Annotated in this window: 14 protein-coding genes; 6 read left to right on the top strand and 8 right to left on the bottom strand. The window is 61.7% G+C overall.

Features of this window, described 5'->3' with window-relative positions:
• The first annotated feature begins 92 nt into the window (after positions 1-92).
• A complete protein-coding gene (locus ABKF58_RS05190) occupies positions 93-293 on the top strand; it encodes a hypothetical protein (protein ID WP_482583663.1) in 201 nt (66 codons plus the stop codon).
• A 201-nt stretch (positions 294-494) separates the two neighbouring features.
• Here ABKF58_RS05190 and ABKF58_RS05195 read toward each other — a convergent pair whose 3' ends face one another.
• The 7 genes from ABKF58_RS05195 to dnaA form a co-directional block, all read right to left on the bottom strand.
• Positions 495-1,376, bottom strand: coding sequence for a nuclease-related domain-containing protein (locus ABKF58_RS05195; RefSeq protein ID WP_482583665.1), 882 nt, complete (start codon positions 1,374-1,376; stop codon positions 495-497).
• Between the two features lie 94 nt (positions 1,377-1,470).
• The gene (locus ABKF58_RS05200) at positions 1,471-1,911 is read right to left on the bottom strand and encodes a very short patch repair endonuclease (RefSeq protein ID WP_482583667.1); all 441 of its coding nucleotides are present in this window, start codon (positions 1,909-1,911) and stop codon (positions 1,471-1,473) included.
• A 21-nt stretch (positions 1,912-1,932) separates the two neighbouring features.
• On the bottom strand, positions 1,933-3,066 hold the full coding sequence (locus ABKF58_RS05205) for a hypothetical protein (protein ID WP_482583668.1): 1,134 nt from the start codon (positions 3,064-3,066) through the stop codon (positions 1,933-1,935).
• Complete coding sequence (locus ABKF58_RS05210; RefSeq protein ID WP_482583669.1) at positions 3,026-4,558, bottom strand: DNA cytosine methyltransferase; 1,533 nt, start codon at positions 4,556-4,558, stop codon at positions 3,026-3,028. The genes ABKF58_RS05205 and ABKF58_RS05210 overlap by 41 nt, the downstream gene beginning before the upstream one ends.
• Before the next feature lie 284 nt (positions 4,559-4,842).
• The gene (gene gyrB, locus ABKF58_RS05215) at positions 4,843-7,233 is read right to left on the bottom strand and encodes a DNA topoisomerase (ATP-hydrolyzing) subunit B (protein WP_008955804.1); all 2,391 of its coding nucleotides are present in this window, start codon (positions 7,231-7,233) and stop codon (positions 4,843-4,845) included.
• Between the two features lie 98 nt (positions 7,234-7,331).
• Positions 7,332-8,438: a DNA polymerase III subunit beta gene (gene dnaN, locus ABKF58_RS05220; protein WP_008955803.1), complete on the bottom strand. Its 1,107-nt coding sequence runs from the start codon at positions 8,436-8,438 to the stop codon at positions 7,332-7,334.
• 22 nt (positions 8,439-8,460) lie between these two features.
• Positions 8,461-9,861: a chromosomal replication initiator protein DnaA gene (gene dnaA / locus ABKF58_RS05225; protein WP_008955802.1), complete on the bottom strand. Its 1,401-nt coding sequence runs from the start codon at positions 9,859-9,861 to the stop codon at positions 8,461-8,463.
• 335 nt (positions 9,862-10,196) lie between these two features.
• Here dnaA and rpmH point away from each other — a divergent pair, with 335 nt between their 5' ends.
• The 5 genes from rpmH to mnmE all read left to right on the top strand — a co-directional run bounded on the left by rpmH (position 10,197) and on the right by mnmE (position 14,065).
• Entirely contained in the window at positions 10,197-10,331 is a 135-nt protein-coding gene (gene rpmH, locus ABKF58_RS05230; protein WP_008955801.1) for a 50S ribosomal protein L34, read from the top strand.
• Between the two features lie 36 nt (positions 10,332-10,367).
• Positions 10,368-10,697, top strand: a complete 330-nt coding sequence (rnpA, locus tag ABKF58_RS05235) for a ribonuclease P protein component (protein ID WP_482583670.1) — start codon at positions 10,368-10,370, stop codon at positions 10,695-10,697.
• Entirely contained in the window at positions 10,673-10,882 is a 210-nt protein-coding gene (gene yidD, locus ABKF58_RS05240) for a membrane protein insertion efficiency factor YidD (RefSeq protein WP_008955800.1), read from the top strand. The genes rnpA and yidD overlap by 25 nt, the downstream gene beginning before the upstream one ends.
• A gap of 22 nt (positions 10,883-10,904) precedes the next feature.
• Positions 10,905-12,557, top strand: a complete 1,653-nt coding sequence (gene yidC, locus ABKF58_RS05245) for a membrane protein insertase YidC (protein ID WP_008955799.1) — start codon at positions 10,905-10,907, stop codon at positions 12,555-12,557.
• A 155-nt stretch (positions 12,558-12,712) separates the two neighbouring features.
• Positions 12,713-14,065: a tRNA uridine-5-carboxymethylaminomethyl(34) synthesis GTPase MnmE gene (gene mnmE / locus ABKF58_RS05250; RefSeq protein WP_482583671.1), complete on the top strand. Its 1,353-nt coding sequence runs from the start codon at positions 12,713-12,715 to the stop codon at positions 14,063-14,065.
• Here mnmE and ABKF58_RS05255 read toward each other — a convergent pair.
• Positions 14,024-16,654, bottom strand: a complete 2,631-nt coding sequence (locus tag ABKF58_RS05255; protein ID WP_482583672.1) for a sensor domain-containing diguanylate cyclase — start codon at positions 16,652-16,654, stop codon at positions 14,024-14,026. The genes mnmE and ABKF58_RS05255 overlap by 42 nt on opposite strands.
• Positions 16,655-16,859: the final 205 nt, after the last annotated feature.

A 16,859-nucleotide genomic window follows, 5' to 3' on the forward strand; every position in this document is an offset into this window, starting at 1 on the left:
CGCCGCGACCGGCGACAAGGCGGGAAGACGACAGAAAGGGCGGCCAACGTTGGCCGCATCATGGCAATGGTGCTGCAGCAGTGCACCGTCGCATGCTGCAAAGCAATAAAAACGGCGCGGTGCAAATGGTAACACGCCCCCTGCCGCCGCGCCGGCCCGGCTATAAAAAACAGGCGCTTATGACGGGGACGCGCGACCGCGCATTGCGGCCCCACTCGCGGGATGCCTTCATGCAGGCCTATTGCAATGCCGCGCTAGAACGAGTCGACCTCGACCTACGCCAAGCCAAGTGAAGGCATCGCCAAGCACCCTGCTCGAAGCCTATGGACTTGCTTAGTTTTCAAGCTCTGGCAAGGGTCGATCATTACGATGCAGTACCTCCGACAGTTTGCACTGGGCACACTCCACGAACAGTAGATCGCCATCCTTACGCAGTTTGGTCTGCCGATGACAAATCCGACAGTCGAGCTTGATCGAGGTGTTCTCTTCGCACTCTAGGCACTTGAGGTAATAGCCATATTTGCCGTAGCGGAATTCCAGATTTTGCGAGGAGCACTTTTTGCAATAAGTGGCATAGACCTTGCGCACCCTATCGGCCCCAGCCAATGAGCGCAAGAAACCCGCCGCTTTGAGCCGATCCCCGATGTATTCAAGGTGCGCAGGTACTGTACGCGTGGCCGGGATTGTTTTGGCTTTAACCGGTTCAGCCAGGTAGACCGCGTACGCTTCTTGCACCACAGGCTCCGGTGCCTCCACAACAACAGGGACAGGAACCGGTTGGGGAGCAGGTGCCACACGCGGCGTATGGCTGCGCACCAAAAAGTCGGCCAATAGCTTGCGATGGCCCACGGAAAACCATGCCAACACATCCACCATCTTGGTGCGTAGCTTTTCACCCACCAGATCAGTCTTGCACACCTCTGGTGGTGGGTTGCTTTTTGGGGGAGGTACACGCCCTGTGAAGAAATCGCCACCAAAATATCAATCGGTAAGCGGTTGATCACTTCAGGCTGACGCGTATTGGCCCGGAGGAATTTGCGCAGCAACTCCATCTGGAGCTTGGCCTGAATCAACGGCGAGGCCATGCCAGACGAGCGGTCACCATACCAGCGCAGCCACTGCCCATCTTCCTTCATCTGCACCTTGCCAGCCACACTCTTGGTCTCGACGATAGTCATCCCGGCGGGGTGGATGATGAGATGATCCATCTGCGCCACGTCATCGTTAAACTCGATGCGGATGTCGTGCAGGACAAGCACCTCGGGATCGTCAGCAAAGTAGCGCTTCAGGTAGAACGCCAGCTCGCGCTCAGCAGCGTCGCCAGCCGCTTGAAACTTGTCTTTGGGCTCGGTAGCCGCTTTGTCTTTCAGAATCATGGTCTAGCCTCGGCTTGCCCGTATGGATGTCAATGTTCTGAAATTCTAGCTATTGGTGGCTTACCACAGCAATGATATATAGATACAAGGCGATTCACGCCCCCTTTCCCCCTACTCGCCTCGCCAGTATGGCACTCCGAATTTCTCTAACACGTTCCTCTCTTAGTGAGGCCGTTCTAACGTCGTGCTCCCAATACCGCAACACCAGCCATCCTGATTCTTGCAGTTCCTCAGTCACTCTCGCGTCACGCTGACGATTGTTTTCTAGCTTCTTTTTCCAGAATTCACTTCTGGTACTCGGGGCGTTGTAGTGATCTGGGCAACCATGCCAGAAACAACCGTCGACAAACACTGCCACTTTCTCGCGCACAAAAACAAAGTCTGGCTTACCGACAAGCTTTGAGTTGAGACGGTATCGAAGACCGTTTGCCCAGCACAATGTTCTTAGAGCAACCTCCGGTCCAGTGTCTTGCCCTCGGTTACGGGACATGCAACGCCTGCGCTGTTCAGGCGATAGGACGTCTTTTCCTACCATTGCGCCCCCTGCTAGGTACGGTTACTCCAACTCCTCCTCATCCTCCGGAGCAATTTCAACATCAAAACTGTCTGCACCGAACTCAAAAAAGGACGGGTCGAATGAAAGCGAATCTACGCTTACTCCCGACGGCATGGAGGAAAGTGCTTTGAGAACAGGTTCAAGCTGAGGGCCAATGTTCCTTGCGACCTTAAGCGAGGCACTCGACTCTTTTACCTCATAGAGCCGAAAGATGTCATACGGCACCCCGCTTGATACTGCGTGTTTTATTTCGCCGATGGAAAGATAGAGTGGAGCCGAGAACTTACCTGAAGTGCTTTTCGCATCGACATGACGTTCAGAACCATCATCCATTTTCAAGGAAAAATCGAAGGGAGAAACTGCATTGAGTTGTGCCACCCACTCGTGACTGGCCACACCAATGAATCCTGAAAACTTGAGATGCTGATCCAGCAACTCCTCTCCAAGACGTCCAGTCCGTTCTGCAGACTCCTTCGCGGCTTTCAGATCAGAAGGACTGAGACCTCGTCCAGCCCGTCGTTTATTGAGTGTTTCAGTCGCTTCCGAACTTCCCTGGCCGACCTCCTCCAACAATGCTGCATCAAGCCAATCTCGAATCGGATGAGAGATCGCAGGTGCCGCCTCATTGATGGCACTCTCCAACTCTTTCTCTGAAAGCACTCTCATTGAATCATTGGGAGAAGGAAGCAGCGGCTGAAGCTCAGCATAAAGGGCTGCATCGTCTGGGTGTCCCGCTGCAATCAGCACAACATTCACAGCGGTTGGTACAGCGGCCCCAACGAATTCCATTACTGCAAAGTCACCTGGAACCAGCCCGTCATAGCGAGTGGGGTCGGTGACAGGGCAGTCAACAATCTCACCATTCAAGCGAATGTTCTTCGCATCTCGCTTCACCTTTCTAGCCAATGTATGAGCATCGGCCATCCCCGGTCCATACATTGTCAGGTCAACGTGAGCTGCCCTTTTGCTAAGAGGTTCCAGTGAAACCCGAAGCGAGGGGAAAAACACCCCTTCCATTACACTCAGGTCGAGGTTGAAACCCTTTTGCTTAGCTTGCGGGTGCTTCGTGAGATATGACTTGAAGAAAGACAAATCAGACGGCTTGAGCTTCTTCAGCGCTAGTTTTCTCAACATCCGTTTCTCCCATAAGAATTTTGTAGAGGCTATCCGCTATGGCTTTCGCGAGCAAAGGCGGCACCGCGTTTCCGATTTGCTTGAATGCCGGATTCATGGACCCCGAGAACACAAAGCCGTCCGGGAAAGATTGAAGCCGAGCGGCCTCTCGCACAGAAATGGTTCTCGCTTGGGCGCTGTCGTAGTGAATGTGGGAGTACCCATCTTTCCCCAGATGAGCCATCAGTGTTCGTGCAGGAGCGTATGCCTCCATCTTGCGCCATTTATTTGGAAACTTGCTCACATCATACGGAGGAACAGTTGCTTTCCATAGCTCCTTGTACTCCTTTGAGTTGGGACCAATGGTTTTTCCTTTTTGATTTTCTAAGGCAGCAAGGCACTCATCAAACATAGCTACTGCATGTCCATGTGCTTCCGGATACTGGTCTCCAGGGTTCATTCTCCTGAAGATTGCATAATCACGAGGCAGATAGCGGATGACATGATCGCGCACACCGGCATCATTCTCGAATCCAGGCCAAGAACGCATGAGTTTGGCATACGCGTTGATTGCTCCCCCGGGGTAAGGCAATGCATTGTCGAAACGACGCGCCCCTTTTTTCAGTTTCCCCTCCAAGTGTTCGGTAATCACCGGAAGATCGCCAAGGGCATCCTGTGCTGTGACAGCTGGGATGCAATTGTTTTTGTCGGGGATTGGCGGGTCAATGAAAAACCCCTCGCCCTCAAATAGCCCGCGTCTAACAGTCTGAAGTGCAACCTGCCGAGTGCCCTCGTAGCCCTTCGGCATGTCTATCCAATGGGAGGGAGTGGGAACGGAAATCTTTGAGGCGATTTGTGAAGCCACTGCCACCAGGAACATTCGCTCCCGCATCTGAGGTACACCAAAGTAGACCGAGTTGAGAAGTGTATAACCACACCTGTACCCCATCTCGGTCAATATTTCGCAAGTTTCTTCGGCTACATTATGCCCTCCATAGTTCAGAACATCTGGTACGTTCTCCATCAGGATGGCAATGGGCTTCAACTCATTGACATAGTGCAGATAGCGCAGGTAAAGGTTGCCTCTTGGGTCCTTCAAGAATGCTTCAGGATGGTCAGCAACCTCACGTAGCTTGGCCCGACCGACCCGCGCAAATGCCTGACAAGGCGGACCGCCTATGATCACATCAACGTGGTGCTCTATCGGCCCCTCCAGCTTGAATGTCTCTAACAAGCTGGCTGGCTCTATCTTGGTGATGTCTTTTGCACCAGCATGAATCTCGAAAAGATCATGCGGCAAATCGCTCATGAAGTTCATTGCATGGGAACGTGCAGCATCAGGATCAAACTCCACAGCACCAATCGTCTTGAACCCGGCCGCATCAAAGCCCAAAGAAATACCGCCACACCCAGCAAACAAATCCAATGTTCTGGGAGCATTTCCAGCGAGGATGCGGGAGTGCTTTTGCTTTACCAAGGCGTCGGAGAGCTTGGTCATGTGTTGCTTGTTCATTGTTGCCTTCATCTAATCAATGTAAAGACTAGCGTCCTTCGTGGGCGTTTTTCGCGCATTGTGCGGAAATCAGTGGAGGTTTGGCCAGGTATTTTTTGGCCTATTCGCAGAATATCATGATTTTTATGGAGTTTCCGGCATATAGGACCCCTAATCTGGCTTCAAGCCGAGCAGCCTGCCTACAGCATAAAAAAGCCACCGTCCTCGGTGGCTTTTTCATTAACTGTGTCACTACTTTTGCACTAACGTGACACGGTTTTCACTTTCCGTGTCACCCGACATGTTTACACATCAATATTCCGTGCAATCAAGGCATTACCCTCAATGAACGCCCTACGCGGTTCGACGTTGTCGCCCATCAGGGTGGTGAACACGTCGTCGGCGCCCATCACGTCTTCGATCTTCACCTTGAGCAGGCGGCGCACGGTCGGGTCCATGGTGGTTTCCCACAGCTGTTCCGGGTTCATCTCGCCCAGGCCTTTGTAGCGCTGGATGTTCATGCCCTTGCGCACTTCGGCCAGCAGCCAGTCGAGCGCTTCGCCGAAGTCGGCCACCGGCTTGACGGTTTCGCCGCGTTTGACGGTGGCGCCTTCGCGCAGCAGGCCCTTGAGCAGGTCGCCGGTCTTGGCCAGTTCGGCGTAGTCGCCGGAATCGAGGAAGTCCTGGTCGAGCACCGTTACCATCACGTTGCCGTGCAGCTTGCGGGTGATCTTGATCATCCAGCCGTCGTTCTTCTCGTCGTGCAGCAGGTCGAGGCGGATGAACTCAGCCGGCAGCGCGGCGGTGAGCACGGCGACGGCGTCGCGGGCGGCGTGTTCGGTGTCGAGCGACAGGCGGCCAACGCGCAGCATGGCTTGCAGCACCAGCGGGTCGACCACGCGGCTTTCGCGTTCGATCACGGCGCGGGCGAGCAGGAACTGGCGCGCCACTTCGGCCAGGGTGTCGCCGGACAGTGCGGCTTCGCCTTCGGCCGGCATCAGTTCGGCCTTCTCGAGCGCCAGCTGCAGCAGGTACTGGTCGAGCTCGTAGTCGTCCTTGAGGTAGCGTTCTTGCTTGCCGTGCTTGGCCTTGTAGAGCGGCGGCTGGGCAATGTAGATGTGGCCGCGCTCGACCAGCTCGGGGGTCTGGCGGTAGAAGAAAGTGAGCAGCAGGGTACGGATGTGCGCGCCGTCCACGTCGGCATCGGTCATGATGATGATGCGGTGGTAGCGCAGCTTGTCCGGGTTGTATTCGTCCTTGCCGATGCCGCAGCCGAGCGCGGTGATCAGGGTGGCGACTTCCTGGCTGGCCAGCATCTTGTCGAAGCGGGCGCGCTCGACGTTGAGAATCTTGCCCTTGAGCGGCAGGATGGCCTGGAACTTGCGGTCGCGGCCTTGCTTGGCGGAACCGCCGGCGGAGTCACCCTCGACCAGGTAAAGTTCGGACATGGCCGGGTCTTTTTCCTGGCAGTCGGCCAGTTTACCGGGCAGGCCTAGGCCGTCCATGATGCCCTTGCGGCGGGTGATCTCGCGCGCCTTGCGCGCGGCTTCGCGGGCGCGGGCGGCGTCGACGATCTTGCCGACGATGATCTTGGCGTCGTTGGGGTTTTCCAGCAGGAAGGATTTCAGCGCGTCGCTGATCACTTCGTTGACCACCGGGCCGATCTCACTGGAGACCAGCTTGTCCTTGGTCTGGCTGGAGAATTTCGGATCGGGCAGCTTGACGGACAGCACGCAGGTGAGGCCTTCGCGCATGTCGTCGCCGGAGGTGTCGACCTTGGCCTTCTTGGCGGTATCGGATTGTTCGATATAGCCGTTGAGGGTACGGGTCATCACCTGGCGCAGCGCGGTGAGGTGGCTGCCACCGTCACGCTGCGGGATGTTGTTAGTGAAGCACTGCACCGATTCCTGGTAGGAGTCGTTCCATTGCATCGCCACTTCGACCGTCATGCCTTCCTTCTCGCCGATGGCGTGGAACACCTTGGGGTGCAGGGCGGTCTTGTTGCGGTTCATGTATTCGACAAAGCCGGCCACGCCGCCGGAGAAGGCGAAGTTTTCTTCCTTGCCGGTGCGCTTGTCGATCAGGGTGATGGCCACGCCCTGGTTCAGGAACGACAGTTCGCGGATGCGCTTGGCGAGGATGTCGAAGTGGAATTCGATCTTGCCGAAGGTTTCTTCACTGGCGTGGAAAGTGACTTCGGTGCCGCGATAGGTGCTGTGGCCGGTGACGGTGAGCGGGGCCACCGCTTCGCCGCGGCGGAATTCCATTTCGTGCACCTTGCCGTCACGCCAGATTTTCAGGCGCAGCCAGTCGGACAGGGCGTTGACCACCGAGACGCCGACGCCGTGCAGGCCACCGGAGATCTTGTAGCTGTTGCTGTCGAACTTACCGCCGGCGTGCAGCACGGTCATGATCACTTCGGCGGCGGAGCGGCCTTCTTCCGGGTGGATGTCGGTCGGGATGCCGCGGCCGTTGTCTTCCACCGAGATGGAGTTGTCCGGGTTGATGGTGACCTTGATGGTGTCGGCGTGACCCGCCAGCGCTTCGTCGATGGCGTTGTCCAGCACCTCGAACACCATGTGGTGCAGGCCGGTGCCGTCCGAGGTATCGCCAATGTACATGCCCGGGCGCTTGCGTACGGCATCCAGACCCTTGAGAACCTTGATGCTGTCTGCGCCGTATTCCTGTTCGCTCATAAAACCTTCTCTGTCGTGTGGCAGGTGTCACCGGCGGGGGAGGCCCCCGCCTTCGTCTTCGGCCAACCTGGTGATGCCCGAGGCCGGCCGAAACCGCGTTAGATGCGCATCGGCATCACGATGTACTTGAACTGGCTGTAGTCCGGAATGGTCACCAGCGTGCTGCGGTTGGCGTCGCCGAAGGCCAGCTGCAGCGTTTCGGCCGGCAGGTTGGTGAGCACGTCCAGCAGGTAGTTGATGTTGAAGCCGATCTCCAGCTCGCCGCCGCCGTAGTCGATTTCCAGCTCTTCTTCGGCTTCTTCCTGTTCGCTGTTGGTACACAGGATGGACAGGCTGCCCGGCTTGAGCACCAGGCGCACGCCGCGGAATTTCTCGTTGGCGAGAATGGCGGCGCGCTGCAGCGCGTGCAGGAAGGTGAGCCGGTCGATCAGGAACAGCTTGTCGTTGTCGAGCGGGATGACGCGGTTGTAGTCGGGGAACTTGCCGTCCACCACCTTGCTGATGATGACGGTGGAGCCGAAGGTGAAGCGCACCTGGTTGGCCAGCACTTCGATGGTGATCGGCTCGTCGCTATCCTGCAGCAGCTTGTAGAGCTCGATGATGGTCTTGCGCGGCAGGATCACCTCGGCCTTGGGCAGCGAGGTGTCGATTTCGGCGGCAGCGAAGGCCAGGCGGTGGCCGTCGGTGGCCACCAGGCGTACCTGGTTGTCGTCGGTCTGCATCAACAGGCCGTTGAGATAGTAGCGGATGTCCTGCACCGCCATGCTGTACTGCACCTGCGAGATCAGGCGCTTGAGCTCTTTTTGCGGCAGGCTGAAGGTGGCTTCCGGCGTGCCGTTGACCGACAGCAGCGGGAAGTCTTCGGCCGGCAGCGTCTGCAGGTTGAAGCGGCTCTTGCCGGCTTTCAGCGTCAGGCGGTTGTCCTGCTGCTCCAGCGACACGGTGGAGTTACCGGGGATGGCGCGCAGGATGTCCTGCAGCTTCTTGGCCGAGGTGGTCAGGCGGAACGATTCGCCCGGCAGCGTTTCGGCGCTGGCCGTGGTGATCTGGATTTCCAGGTCGGTGGCCAGAAAGCCCACCGCGCCGTCCTTTTTCTCGATCAGCACGTTGGACAGGATAGGCAGCGTGTGGCGACGCTCGACAATCCCCGTCACCGCCAGCAGCGGTTTCAGCAGGGCATCGCGTTCAGCTTGCAGAATCAGCATGTTCCGGGCTCCCGAAAGTTTTTTAGTTGCGCAGCATTTGCAGCAGGGTATCGTAATCGTGGCCGATGTCGGCGTCACTGCCGCGCATCTCCGCGATGGTCTTGCAGGCGTGCAGCACCGTGGTGTGGTCACGTCCGCCGAAAGCGTCGCCGATGTTGGGCAGCGAGAGCTGGGTCAGCTCCTTGGCCAGCGCCATGGCGATCTGGCGCGGCCGGGCGATGTCGCGGCTGCGCTTCTTGCTGTGCATGTCGCCCAGCTTGATCTTGTAGTACTCGGCCACGGTCTTCTGGATGGCGTCCACCGTCACCTGGCGGTTGCCGGCGGCGAGGATGTCCTTGAGCGCTTCCTTGACCAGTTCGAGCGAGATGCTCTGGTTGGTGAAGCGGGCGTAGGCCACCACGCGCTTCAAGGCGCCTTCCAGTTCGCGCACGTTGGAGCGCACGTTCTGGGCGATGAAGAAGGCCACGGTGTGGTCGAGCTTGATGCTGTCGGCCTCGGCCTTTTTCATCAGAATGGCCACGCGCATTTCCAGCTCCGGCGGCTGGATTTCGACGGTCAGCCCCCAGCTGAAACGCGAGATCAGGCGCTCGTCCATGCCTTCGATCTGCTTGGGGTAGGTGTCGCAGGTCATGATGACCTGCTTGCCGCTTTCCAAGAGGGCGTTGAAGGCATAGAAGAATTCTTCCATGGTGCGGTTCTTGCCCGCGAAGAACTGGATGTCGTCGATCAGCAGCAGGTCGAGCGAGTGGTAGTAGCGCTTGAACTCGTCGAAGGCCTTGTGCTGGTAGGCACGCATGATGTCGGCCACGTAGCGCTCGGCGTGGATGTAGCGGATCTTGGCCTGCGGGTTCTTCTGGTAGACGTGGTTGCCGATGGCCTGGATCAAGTGGGTCTTACCGAGGCCGACGCCGCCGTACACGAACAGCGGGTTGTAGGCCTGGTCGCCCGGGTTCTCGGCGATCTGCATCGCCGCGGCGCGCGCCAGCTGGTTGCCTTTACCGGTCACCAGGGTGTCGAAGGTGAACGCCGGGTTGAGCCGGGTGCTTTCGTGCCCGCCGCCGATGGCCTTGACCGCCGCCTGCTTGGCCGGGGTGGCCACGGCCGGGGCCGCGCCGCCGGCCGGTGCGCTCTTGCCGCTCGGCGCGGCCGGCTTGGCCGGCACCACCGCCGGGGCGGCATTGGGGCTGCCCAGGCGCAGCTCGACCGGCACCTCGCCCATCAGCTCCACCGCCAGTTCCTCGATGCGACCGAGGAAACGGTCTTTGATGAACTGCATGATGAAGCGGTTGGGCGCCAACAGCTGCACGCCGTCCTCGGTGAGTTCGGCGGCCAGCGGCTTGATCCAGGTGTTGAACTGCTGTGAAGACAGTTCGCCCTCGAGGCGAGCGAGGCACGCAGGCCAGAATTGATCCAGTTCGGTCATTAAGTACACGCAATAAAAAGCAAAAAATCCCGCCGTTGTCCGTTGTCGCGAAGGCGGGAGATACCGCCGTGCCAGGGCCTCGTGGGCGGCGCGGCGGTCAGTGTTCGGCATGGCGCAGAGGCGCATCCTCCCAGCCGGAGCGGCTAACCTTGCCCGCAGGGGGAAGGTTTCTGTTCAATTCTTACGCAGCGGGTGGGGGGCGCTAAGTTTTGACATTCTAATAGTTTTCCGGAAAGTTATCCACAGGGAGCGAAAAAATTAGCGATTGACAAAGCCCGGGTTTTCTTGTGAAATCACGCGTTTATTTCCTCGTTTCGAAATAGGAACACCGAATCATGAAACGCACTTACCAGCCTTCGACCACGCGCCGCAAGCGCACCCACGGCTTCCTCGTACGCTCCAAGACCCGTGGTGGTCGCGCCGTTCTGGCCGCCCGCCGCGCCAAGGGTCGCAAGCGTCTGGCCGTGTAAGTTTTGGCCTTTCGCTTTCGCCGTGCGCACCGGCTGTTGAAAACGGATGAATTTTCATCCGTTTTTAGTTTGCGGCAAGCGCGCAGCAATCCCTATTTTCAGGTATACGCCCGCCCCAACGGCCTTAACCGCCCGCGACTCGGTCTCGTGGTCGGCAAGAAGGTCGCCAAGCGGGCGTATCGCCGTAATTACATCAAGCGCACCGTTCGAGAGTGGTTCCGCCTGAACCAGCAGACGCTCGGCTCCTTCGATTACGTGGTGCGTTCCCGCCTCGTGTTCGACCGCGAGACGCGCACCGAAGCTGTCACGGCGTTGTCCTCACTCTTTGGTAAACTAGCCCGATGTCACGCCTCTTCATCTTCCTGATCCGTTGCTATCAGGTCGCCATCAGCCCGTGGCTCGCGCCGCGCTGTCGCTATGTGCCGACCTGTTCCGGCTACGCGATCGAGGCGGTGAAGAAACATGGCGCCTGCAAAGGCGGCTGGCTGGCTGTTCGGCGTATTTCGCGCTGTCACCCCTGGGGTGGCAGCGGCTACGACCCGGTTCCCTGACCACCTTTCCCGGTAACGAGAGATGGATTCCAAACGACTGATCATTTTCATCGTTCTGTCCATGAGCATCCTGCTGCTCTGGCAGGAATATTTTGCGCCCAAACCGACCCCGCAGCAGCTGGCCAAGAGCCAGACTACGGCGGGTGCGCCGGGAGCCCCGGCCGCCCCGAGCGCGGCAGCCCAGCCGGCCGATGCCGCCAAGCTGACGTCGGGCCAGCGCATCACGGTCAGCACCGACCTCTACAAGGCGGAGATCGACACCGTGGGGGGTGACCTGCGTCGCCTGGATCTGCTGAAGCACAACGCCGCCGAGGACGCCAGCAAGCCGTTCGAGCTGTTCACCGACAAGGGCGGCCGCGTGTACGTGGCGCAGACCGGTCTGGTGGCCGCCTCCAACCCGGCGCTGCCGACGCACAAGACCGTGTTCACGGCCGAGAAGACCAGCTACCAGATGAACGGCGACAAGCTGGAAGTGAAGCTGACCGCGCCTGAAGCCAACGGCGTCAAGGTAAGCAAGGTATACACCTTCAAGAAGGGCGCCTACGACATCGACGTGCGTTACGACATCAGCAACAGCGGCAGCGCGCCGGTCGCCCCGACCGCCTACTTCCGCCTGCTGCGCGACGGCCAGAAGCCGGAAGGCGAAGGCCGCTTTGCGAGCACCTTCACCGGCCCGGCGGTGTACACCACCGACGGCAAGTTCCAGAAGGTGTCGTTCGACGATCTGACCAAGGGCAAGGGTGACTACGTCAAGAGCGCCGACAACGGTTGGGTGTCGATGCTGCAGCACTACTTCATGAGCGCCTGGATCATCAAGCCGCTGGGCGGCCAGAGCGTGTGCGCCGCCGGCCAGCCGTGCCGCTTCGAGCTGAAGAGCAGCAACGGTCTGTTCTCCGCCGCCACGCTGGTGGATCTGCCGGCCATCGCGCCGGGCGCCAGCCGCTCGATCACCGTGCCGCTGTACGCCGGTCCGGAAGAGTTCGACATCATCACCAAGGTGGCCGACGGCATGGAGTACGCCAAGGACTACGGCTGGGTGCACATCTTCGCCTCGCCGCTGTTCTGGCTCTTGACCAAGCTGCACGCGCTGGTGAACAACTGGGGCTGGGCGATCATCCTGCTGACGCTGACCGTGAAGGCGCTGTTCTACCCGCTGACCGCCGCCTCGTACCGCTCGATGGGCAAGATGAAGGCGCTGGCGCCGCGTCTGGAACGCCTGAAGGAGCAGTACGGCGACGACCGCATGAAGATGCAGCAGGCCGTGATGGAGATGTACAAGAGCGAGAAGGTCAACCCGCTCGGCGGCTGCCTGCCGATGGTGATCCAGATTCCGGTGTTCATCGGCCTGTACTGGTCGCTGCTGGCTTCGGTCGAGCTGCGCCAGGCGCCGTGGACGCTGTGGATCAACGATCTGGCCCGCCCGGACCCGTTCTACGTGCTGCCGGCGATCATGGCCATCACCATGTTCCTGCAGACCTTCCTGAACCCGCCGCCGGCCGACCCGATGCAGGCGAAGATGATGAAGATCATGCCGTTGGCGTTCTCGGCGATGTTCTTCTTCTTCCCGGCCGGTCTGGTGCTGTACTGGGTGGTGAACAACGTGCTGTCGATCGCCCAGCAGTGGTACATCAACAAGCAGATCGAGAAGGCCAAGAAGCTGGCGCTGCAGTCCTGAGCCGCTTTGCACTCCCGATGACGAGCCCGGCCTTGATGGCCGGGCTTTTTTCCTGACATCCTTTGCTCTGTCCCCAGAGAAAAGCTTGGCCGAAGCGGTCTAACACCCAGACCGTTTCGGCCAGATTTTTCCGCCTTTGCCGCAGGATCGCCACCATGTCGCTTGCCTACACTCCGACCACCATCTGCGCCATCGCCACCGCTCCCGGCCGTGGCGGCGTCGGCGTCATCCGCGTCTCCGGCCGTGGTTTGCTGCCGTTCGCCCAGGCCATCTCGGGCGGCAAGACCCCGCAGCCGCGCTACGCCACCTACAGCGACTTCGTCGCCGCCGACGGCACGGCCATCGACAACGGCCTGATGCTGTACTTCCCCGGCCCGAACTCGTTCACCGGCGAGGACGTACTGGAGCTGCAGGGCCACGGCGGGCCGGTGGTGCTCAACATGCTGCTCGCGCGCTGCCTCGAGCTGGGGGCGCGGCTGGCCGATCCGGGCGAGTTCACCAAGCGCGCCTTCCTCAACGACAAGCTCGATCTGGCGCAGGCCGAGAGCGTGGCCGACCTGATCGACGCCTCCAGCGAGACCGCGGCGAAGAGTGCGCTCAAATCGCTCAAGGGCGCGTTCTCGCACGAGATCCACCAGCTGGTGGACGAGCTGATCACGCTCAGGATGCTGGTGGAGGCCACGCTCGACTTTCCGGACGAGGAGATCGACTTTCTCGAGGCCGCCGACGCGCGCGGCAAGCTCGGCGGGGTGCGCGCCCGGCTCACCCAGGTGCAGGCCACGGCGCGCCAGGGCGCGATCCTGCGCGAGGGCATGCACGTGGTGCTGGTGGGGCAGCCCAACGTCGGCAAGTCGTCGCTGCTGAACGCTCTGGCGGGCGACGACGTCGCCATCGTCACCGACATCGCCGGCACCACGCGCGACACGCTGCGCGAGGAGATCGTCATCGACGGCGTGCCGGTGCACGTGATCGATACCGCCGGCCTCAGGGACACCGACGACGTGGTGGAGAAGATCGGCATCGAGCGCACCTGGCAGGCGGTGCAGCGCGCCGACCTGGTGCTGGTGCTGGTGGACAGCCGCGAGGGACTGGGGGCCGAGGTGGCCACCATCCTGGCCAAGCTGCCGGAACGCCTGCCGCGTGTGTTCGTGTTCAACAAGGTGGACCTGTCGGGCGACGCGCCGGGGTTGGCCGAAGAAGACGGCCATCCGGTGGTGCGGCTGTCGGCGCGCACCCTGGCCGGGGTGGAGCTGCTGCGCGCCAAGCTGCTGGAGATGATCGGCTACCGTGGCGCCAGCGAAGGGGTGTTCCTGGCGCGCGAACGCCACCTCGACGCCATCCGCCGTGCCGCCGAGCACCTGGCGCTGGCCGAGACGGTGTGGCAGCAGGTGGAGCTGTTCGCCGAGGAGCTGCGCCTGGCGCAGCACGCGCTGTCGGAAGTGACCGGCGAATTCACCCCGGACGATCTACTCGGGGTGATCTTCAGCCGCTTCTGCATCGGCAAGTAAGCCCCCTCGGCCCGGCGGGCTCCCCGACGCCAGCAGCAACGGGGCACCCGGGGTGCCGGAACGGGACAGCAACTCGGCACGGACAAGCAGGTGGGCGGGCTCGTTGCCGTCGCCGGGATACACCGCGACGCCGACGCGCAGCGCGATCTCGACACGGTGCTTGCCCAGCATGAACGGATTGGCCAGCCGCGCCAGCAGTGGCTCCACCCGTTCGGCGATGGCGGTGGCGTCCTGCGGCAGGTCGGCCAGCAGGACCGCGAATTCGTCACACCCCAGCCGCGCCACGCAATCCTGCGGGCGCAAGCCATTCTCCAAACGCCGCCCGACCTGGCGCAGCAGCTGCTCGCCGGCTGCTTCGCCGTAGCGCGCCGCAATCGGCTGGAAGCGTTCCAGATCGAGATAGAGCAGCGCGACGCGCTGGCCGTCTGCCTCGGCGCGCGCCATGGCGCGCGACGTCCGGGCCAGCAGCAGGGTGCGGTTGGGCAGGCCGGTCAGGGTGTCGCAGTGGGCCTGCTGCCAGGCTGCCTGCTGGCGCTGCCGCTCGGGGCAGATGTCGCTGAACAGTGCGACGTAGTGGCTGGGCCGGCCCTGTTCGTCGGCCAGCACCGAAATCTTCAGCCACTCGGCCTGCACCGTGCCGTTCTTGCGGCAGTTGTTGATCTCACCCTCCCAATGGCCATCCTGGCGCAGGCGTTGCCACAGCGTCCGGTAGAAGGCCTCGTCGTGCCAGCCCGAGGCCAGCATGGCGGGGGTGTGGCCGACGATCTCGTCGGCGCTGTAGCCGCTGCGCAGGCTGAAGGCGTGGTTGACCGTGACGATGACGCTGTCGAGATCGGTCACCATGATGCCTTCGCTGGCGGCGTCGAACACCGACTGCGCCAGCCGTTGCGCCGCCTGGCCGGCCAGGAGCGGCGAGACGTCGCTGAATGCCAGCAGCGCCGCGGGTGTCCGGCCCTGGACGTCGCCGCCGAGCGGGCGGGCACTGAGCGACAGCCACTGCGCTTCGGCGCCATGGCTGGCGATGCCGAGCTGTTCGTGCTCGAGCGGGGCCGCGTCGCGCACCGCCGCCAGTCCTTGTGCCTGATCGGCGGCGAGCGGCGTGCCGTCCGGGTGCACCAGCCAGCGCTCGGGCCGCATCCAGCCCGCCTCGTCGAGCCCCAGCAGGCGCCGCGCCAGCGGGTTGGCGGCGCTCACCGCGCCGTCGGCGTCGATCACGGCGACACCCATGGCCACGCTGTCGAACAGGGCCTGGAGTTGTTCCTCGCAGTGCCGCAGCCGCCGTGCCAGTTCGTGGCGGGAACTGACGTCGTGCACGATGCAATGCAGCAGGTTGCGGCCGTCCAATGGACCCGGTCCGGTGTATACCTCGACCTGGCGCTGCTCGCCGTTGGCGAGGTGGTGGACGCAGCTGAAGCGGCCGCTCTCGCCACACAGCGCGCGCTCCATTTCCCGCTGCAGCGCCTCGGCCGGCAGCGTGATCAGCTGCGGCAGGCGCATCCGCGCCAGCACCTCGCGCGGGTAGCCGTAGAACTCGGCGGCGGCGGGGTTGGCGTCGACGATGCGGGCGCCGGCCGGGTCGACCAGCAGCTTGATGGCGGCGTTGTTCTCGAACAGGCCGCTATAACGCGCCTCGCTCTCGTCCAGCGCGTGCTGCTGACGCGCCAGGCGCAACAGCAGCAGCGCGAGGGCCGCGGCGCAGCCGGCCAGCAGCAGCGCCCCCACCGTGCTCTGTTCGCGGCTGGCGGCGATGGTACGCTCGACCGGTGCCAGCACGGCGCGCTCGTCGAAACCGACCACGGCGATCAGCGAGAACACCTCCAGCAGCTGCCAGGCATGGATGCGCGGCACGTGGTCGAGAGAGGAAGTCAGGCGGAAGCTGCCATGCGCGGCGGGAGACGGGCCGCGGAACGGCGCGTTGAAGTCGAACGGCTGCCCCATCGCCTTGTCCTGCAGCCGATTGCGCGCCAGGAAGCGGCCGTCGCTGCGCAACAGCGCCAAGGTGTCGTTCGGCCCCAGGCGCAGCGCGCCGAAACGGTTGATGAAGAAGTCCGGCGCAATCGAGAACACCATCACCCCGGCGAACTTGCCGTCGCGGTACATCGGGCGCGAGAACTGGATGCTCCAGGCCTGGGACACCCGCCCCAGCACCGGCTTGCTGATGTAGATCTGGTCGGTGCGGCTGATGGCGTGCACCTTGAAGTGGTCGCGGTCGCCCAGGTAGACGTGCAGCGAGTCGTTCAGGCTGGAGTAGGTGAGGTAGCCGTCGGCGTTGATCACCGCGATCTGGCTCAGCATGCCGGCCGGGAAGGTGGCGATGATCTGCACGGCGTGCTGCGCCACCTGCTCGGGCGCCACCAGGTATTCCGCGCGCAGGCCCTGCAGCGCGAAGTCGACGTTGGCCAGCGCGCCGGCCTGGCTGTCGGCCAGCGCGGCCGCCATCTGCTCGGCGTGCCGGGCGCTCTGCTGCAACGCCTGCGCCCGCAAGACGTCGTGGCTGTGCTCCAGGCGCAGCCAGTAGGCTGGCAGGGCCAGCACGGTGGCCAGCACGACGAGAGCCGCTGCCAGACGCAGGCGGGTAGCATTCCACATGGTGTTGTCGGACTAGGGTCGGGTTAGTGGGCATGAGCCGGAATGGCACCGGGACGCAGCGGGTGCCATGGTGCCCGATATTCTACCGGAAAAACACCGCCTACCATGCCGAATGAGTAGATGCCGAACAAATTTTTACCTGGTTGTGGCATCGGATCGCGGTGGGGCTGGCGACCCATGTGCCGGGCTATAGACCACCGCCGCC

The sequence above is a fragment of the Pseudogulbenkiania sp. AW2-16 genome (genome assembly GCF_056824575.1).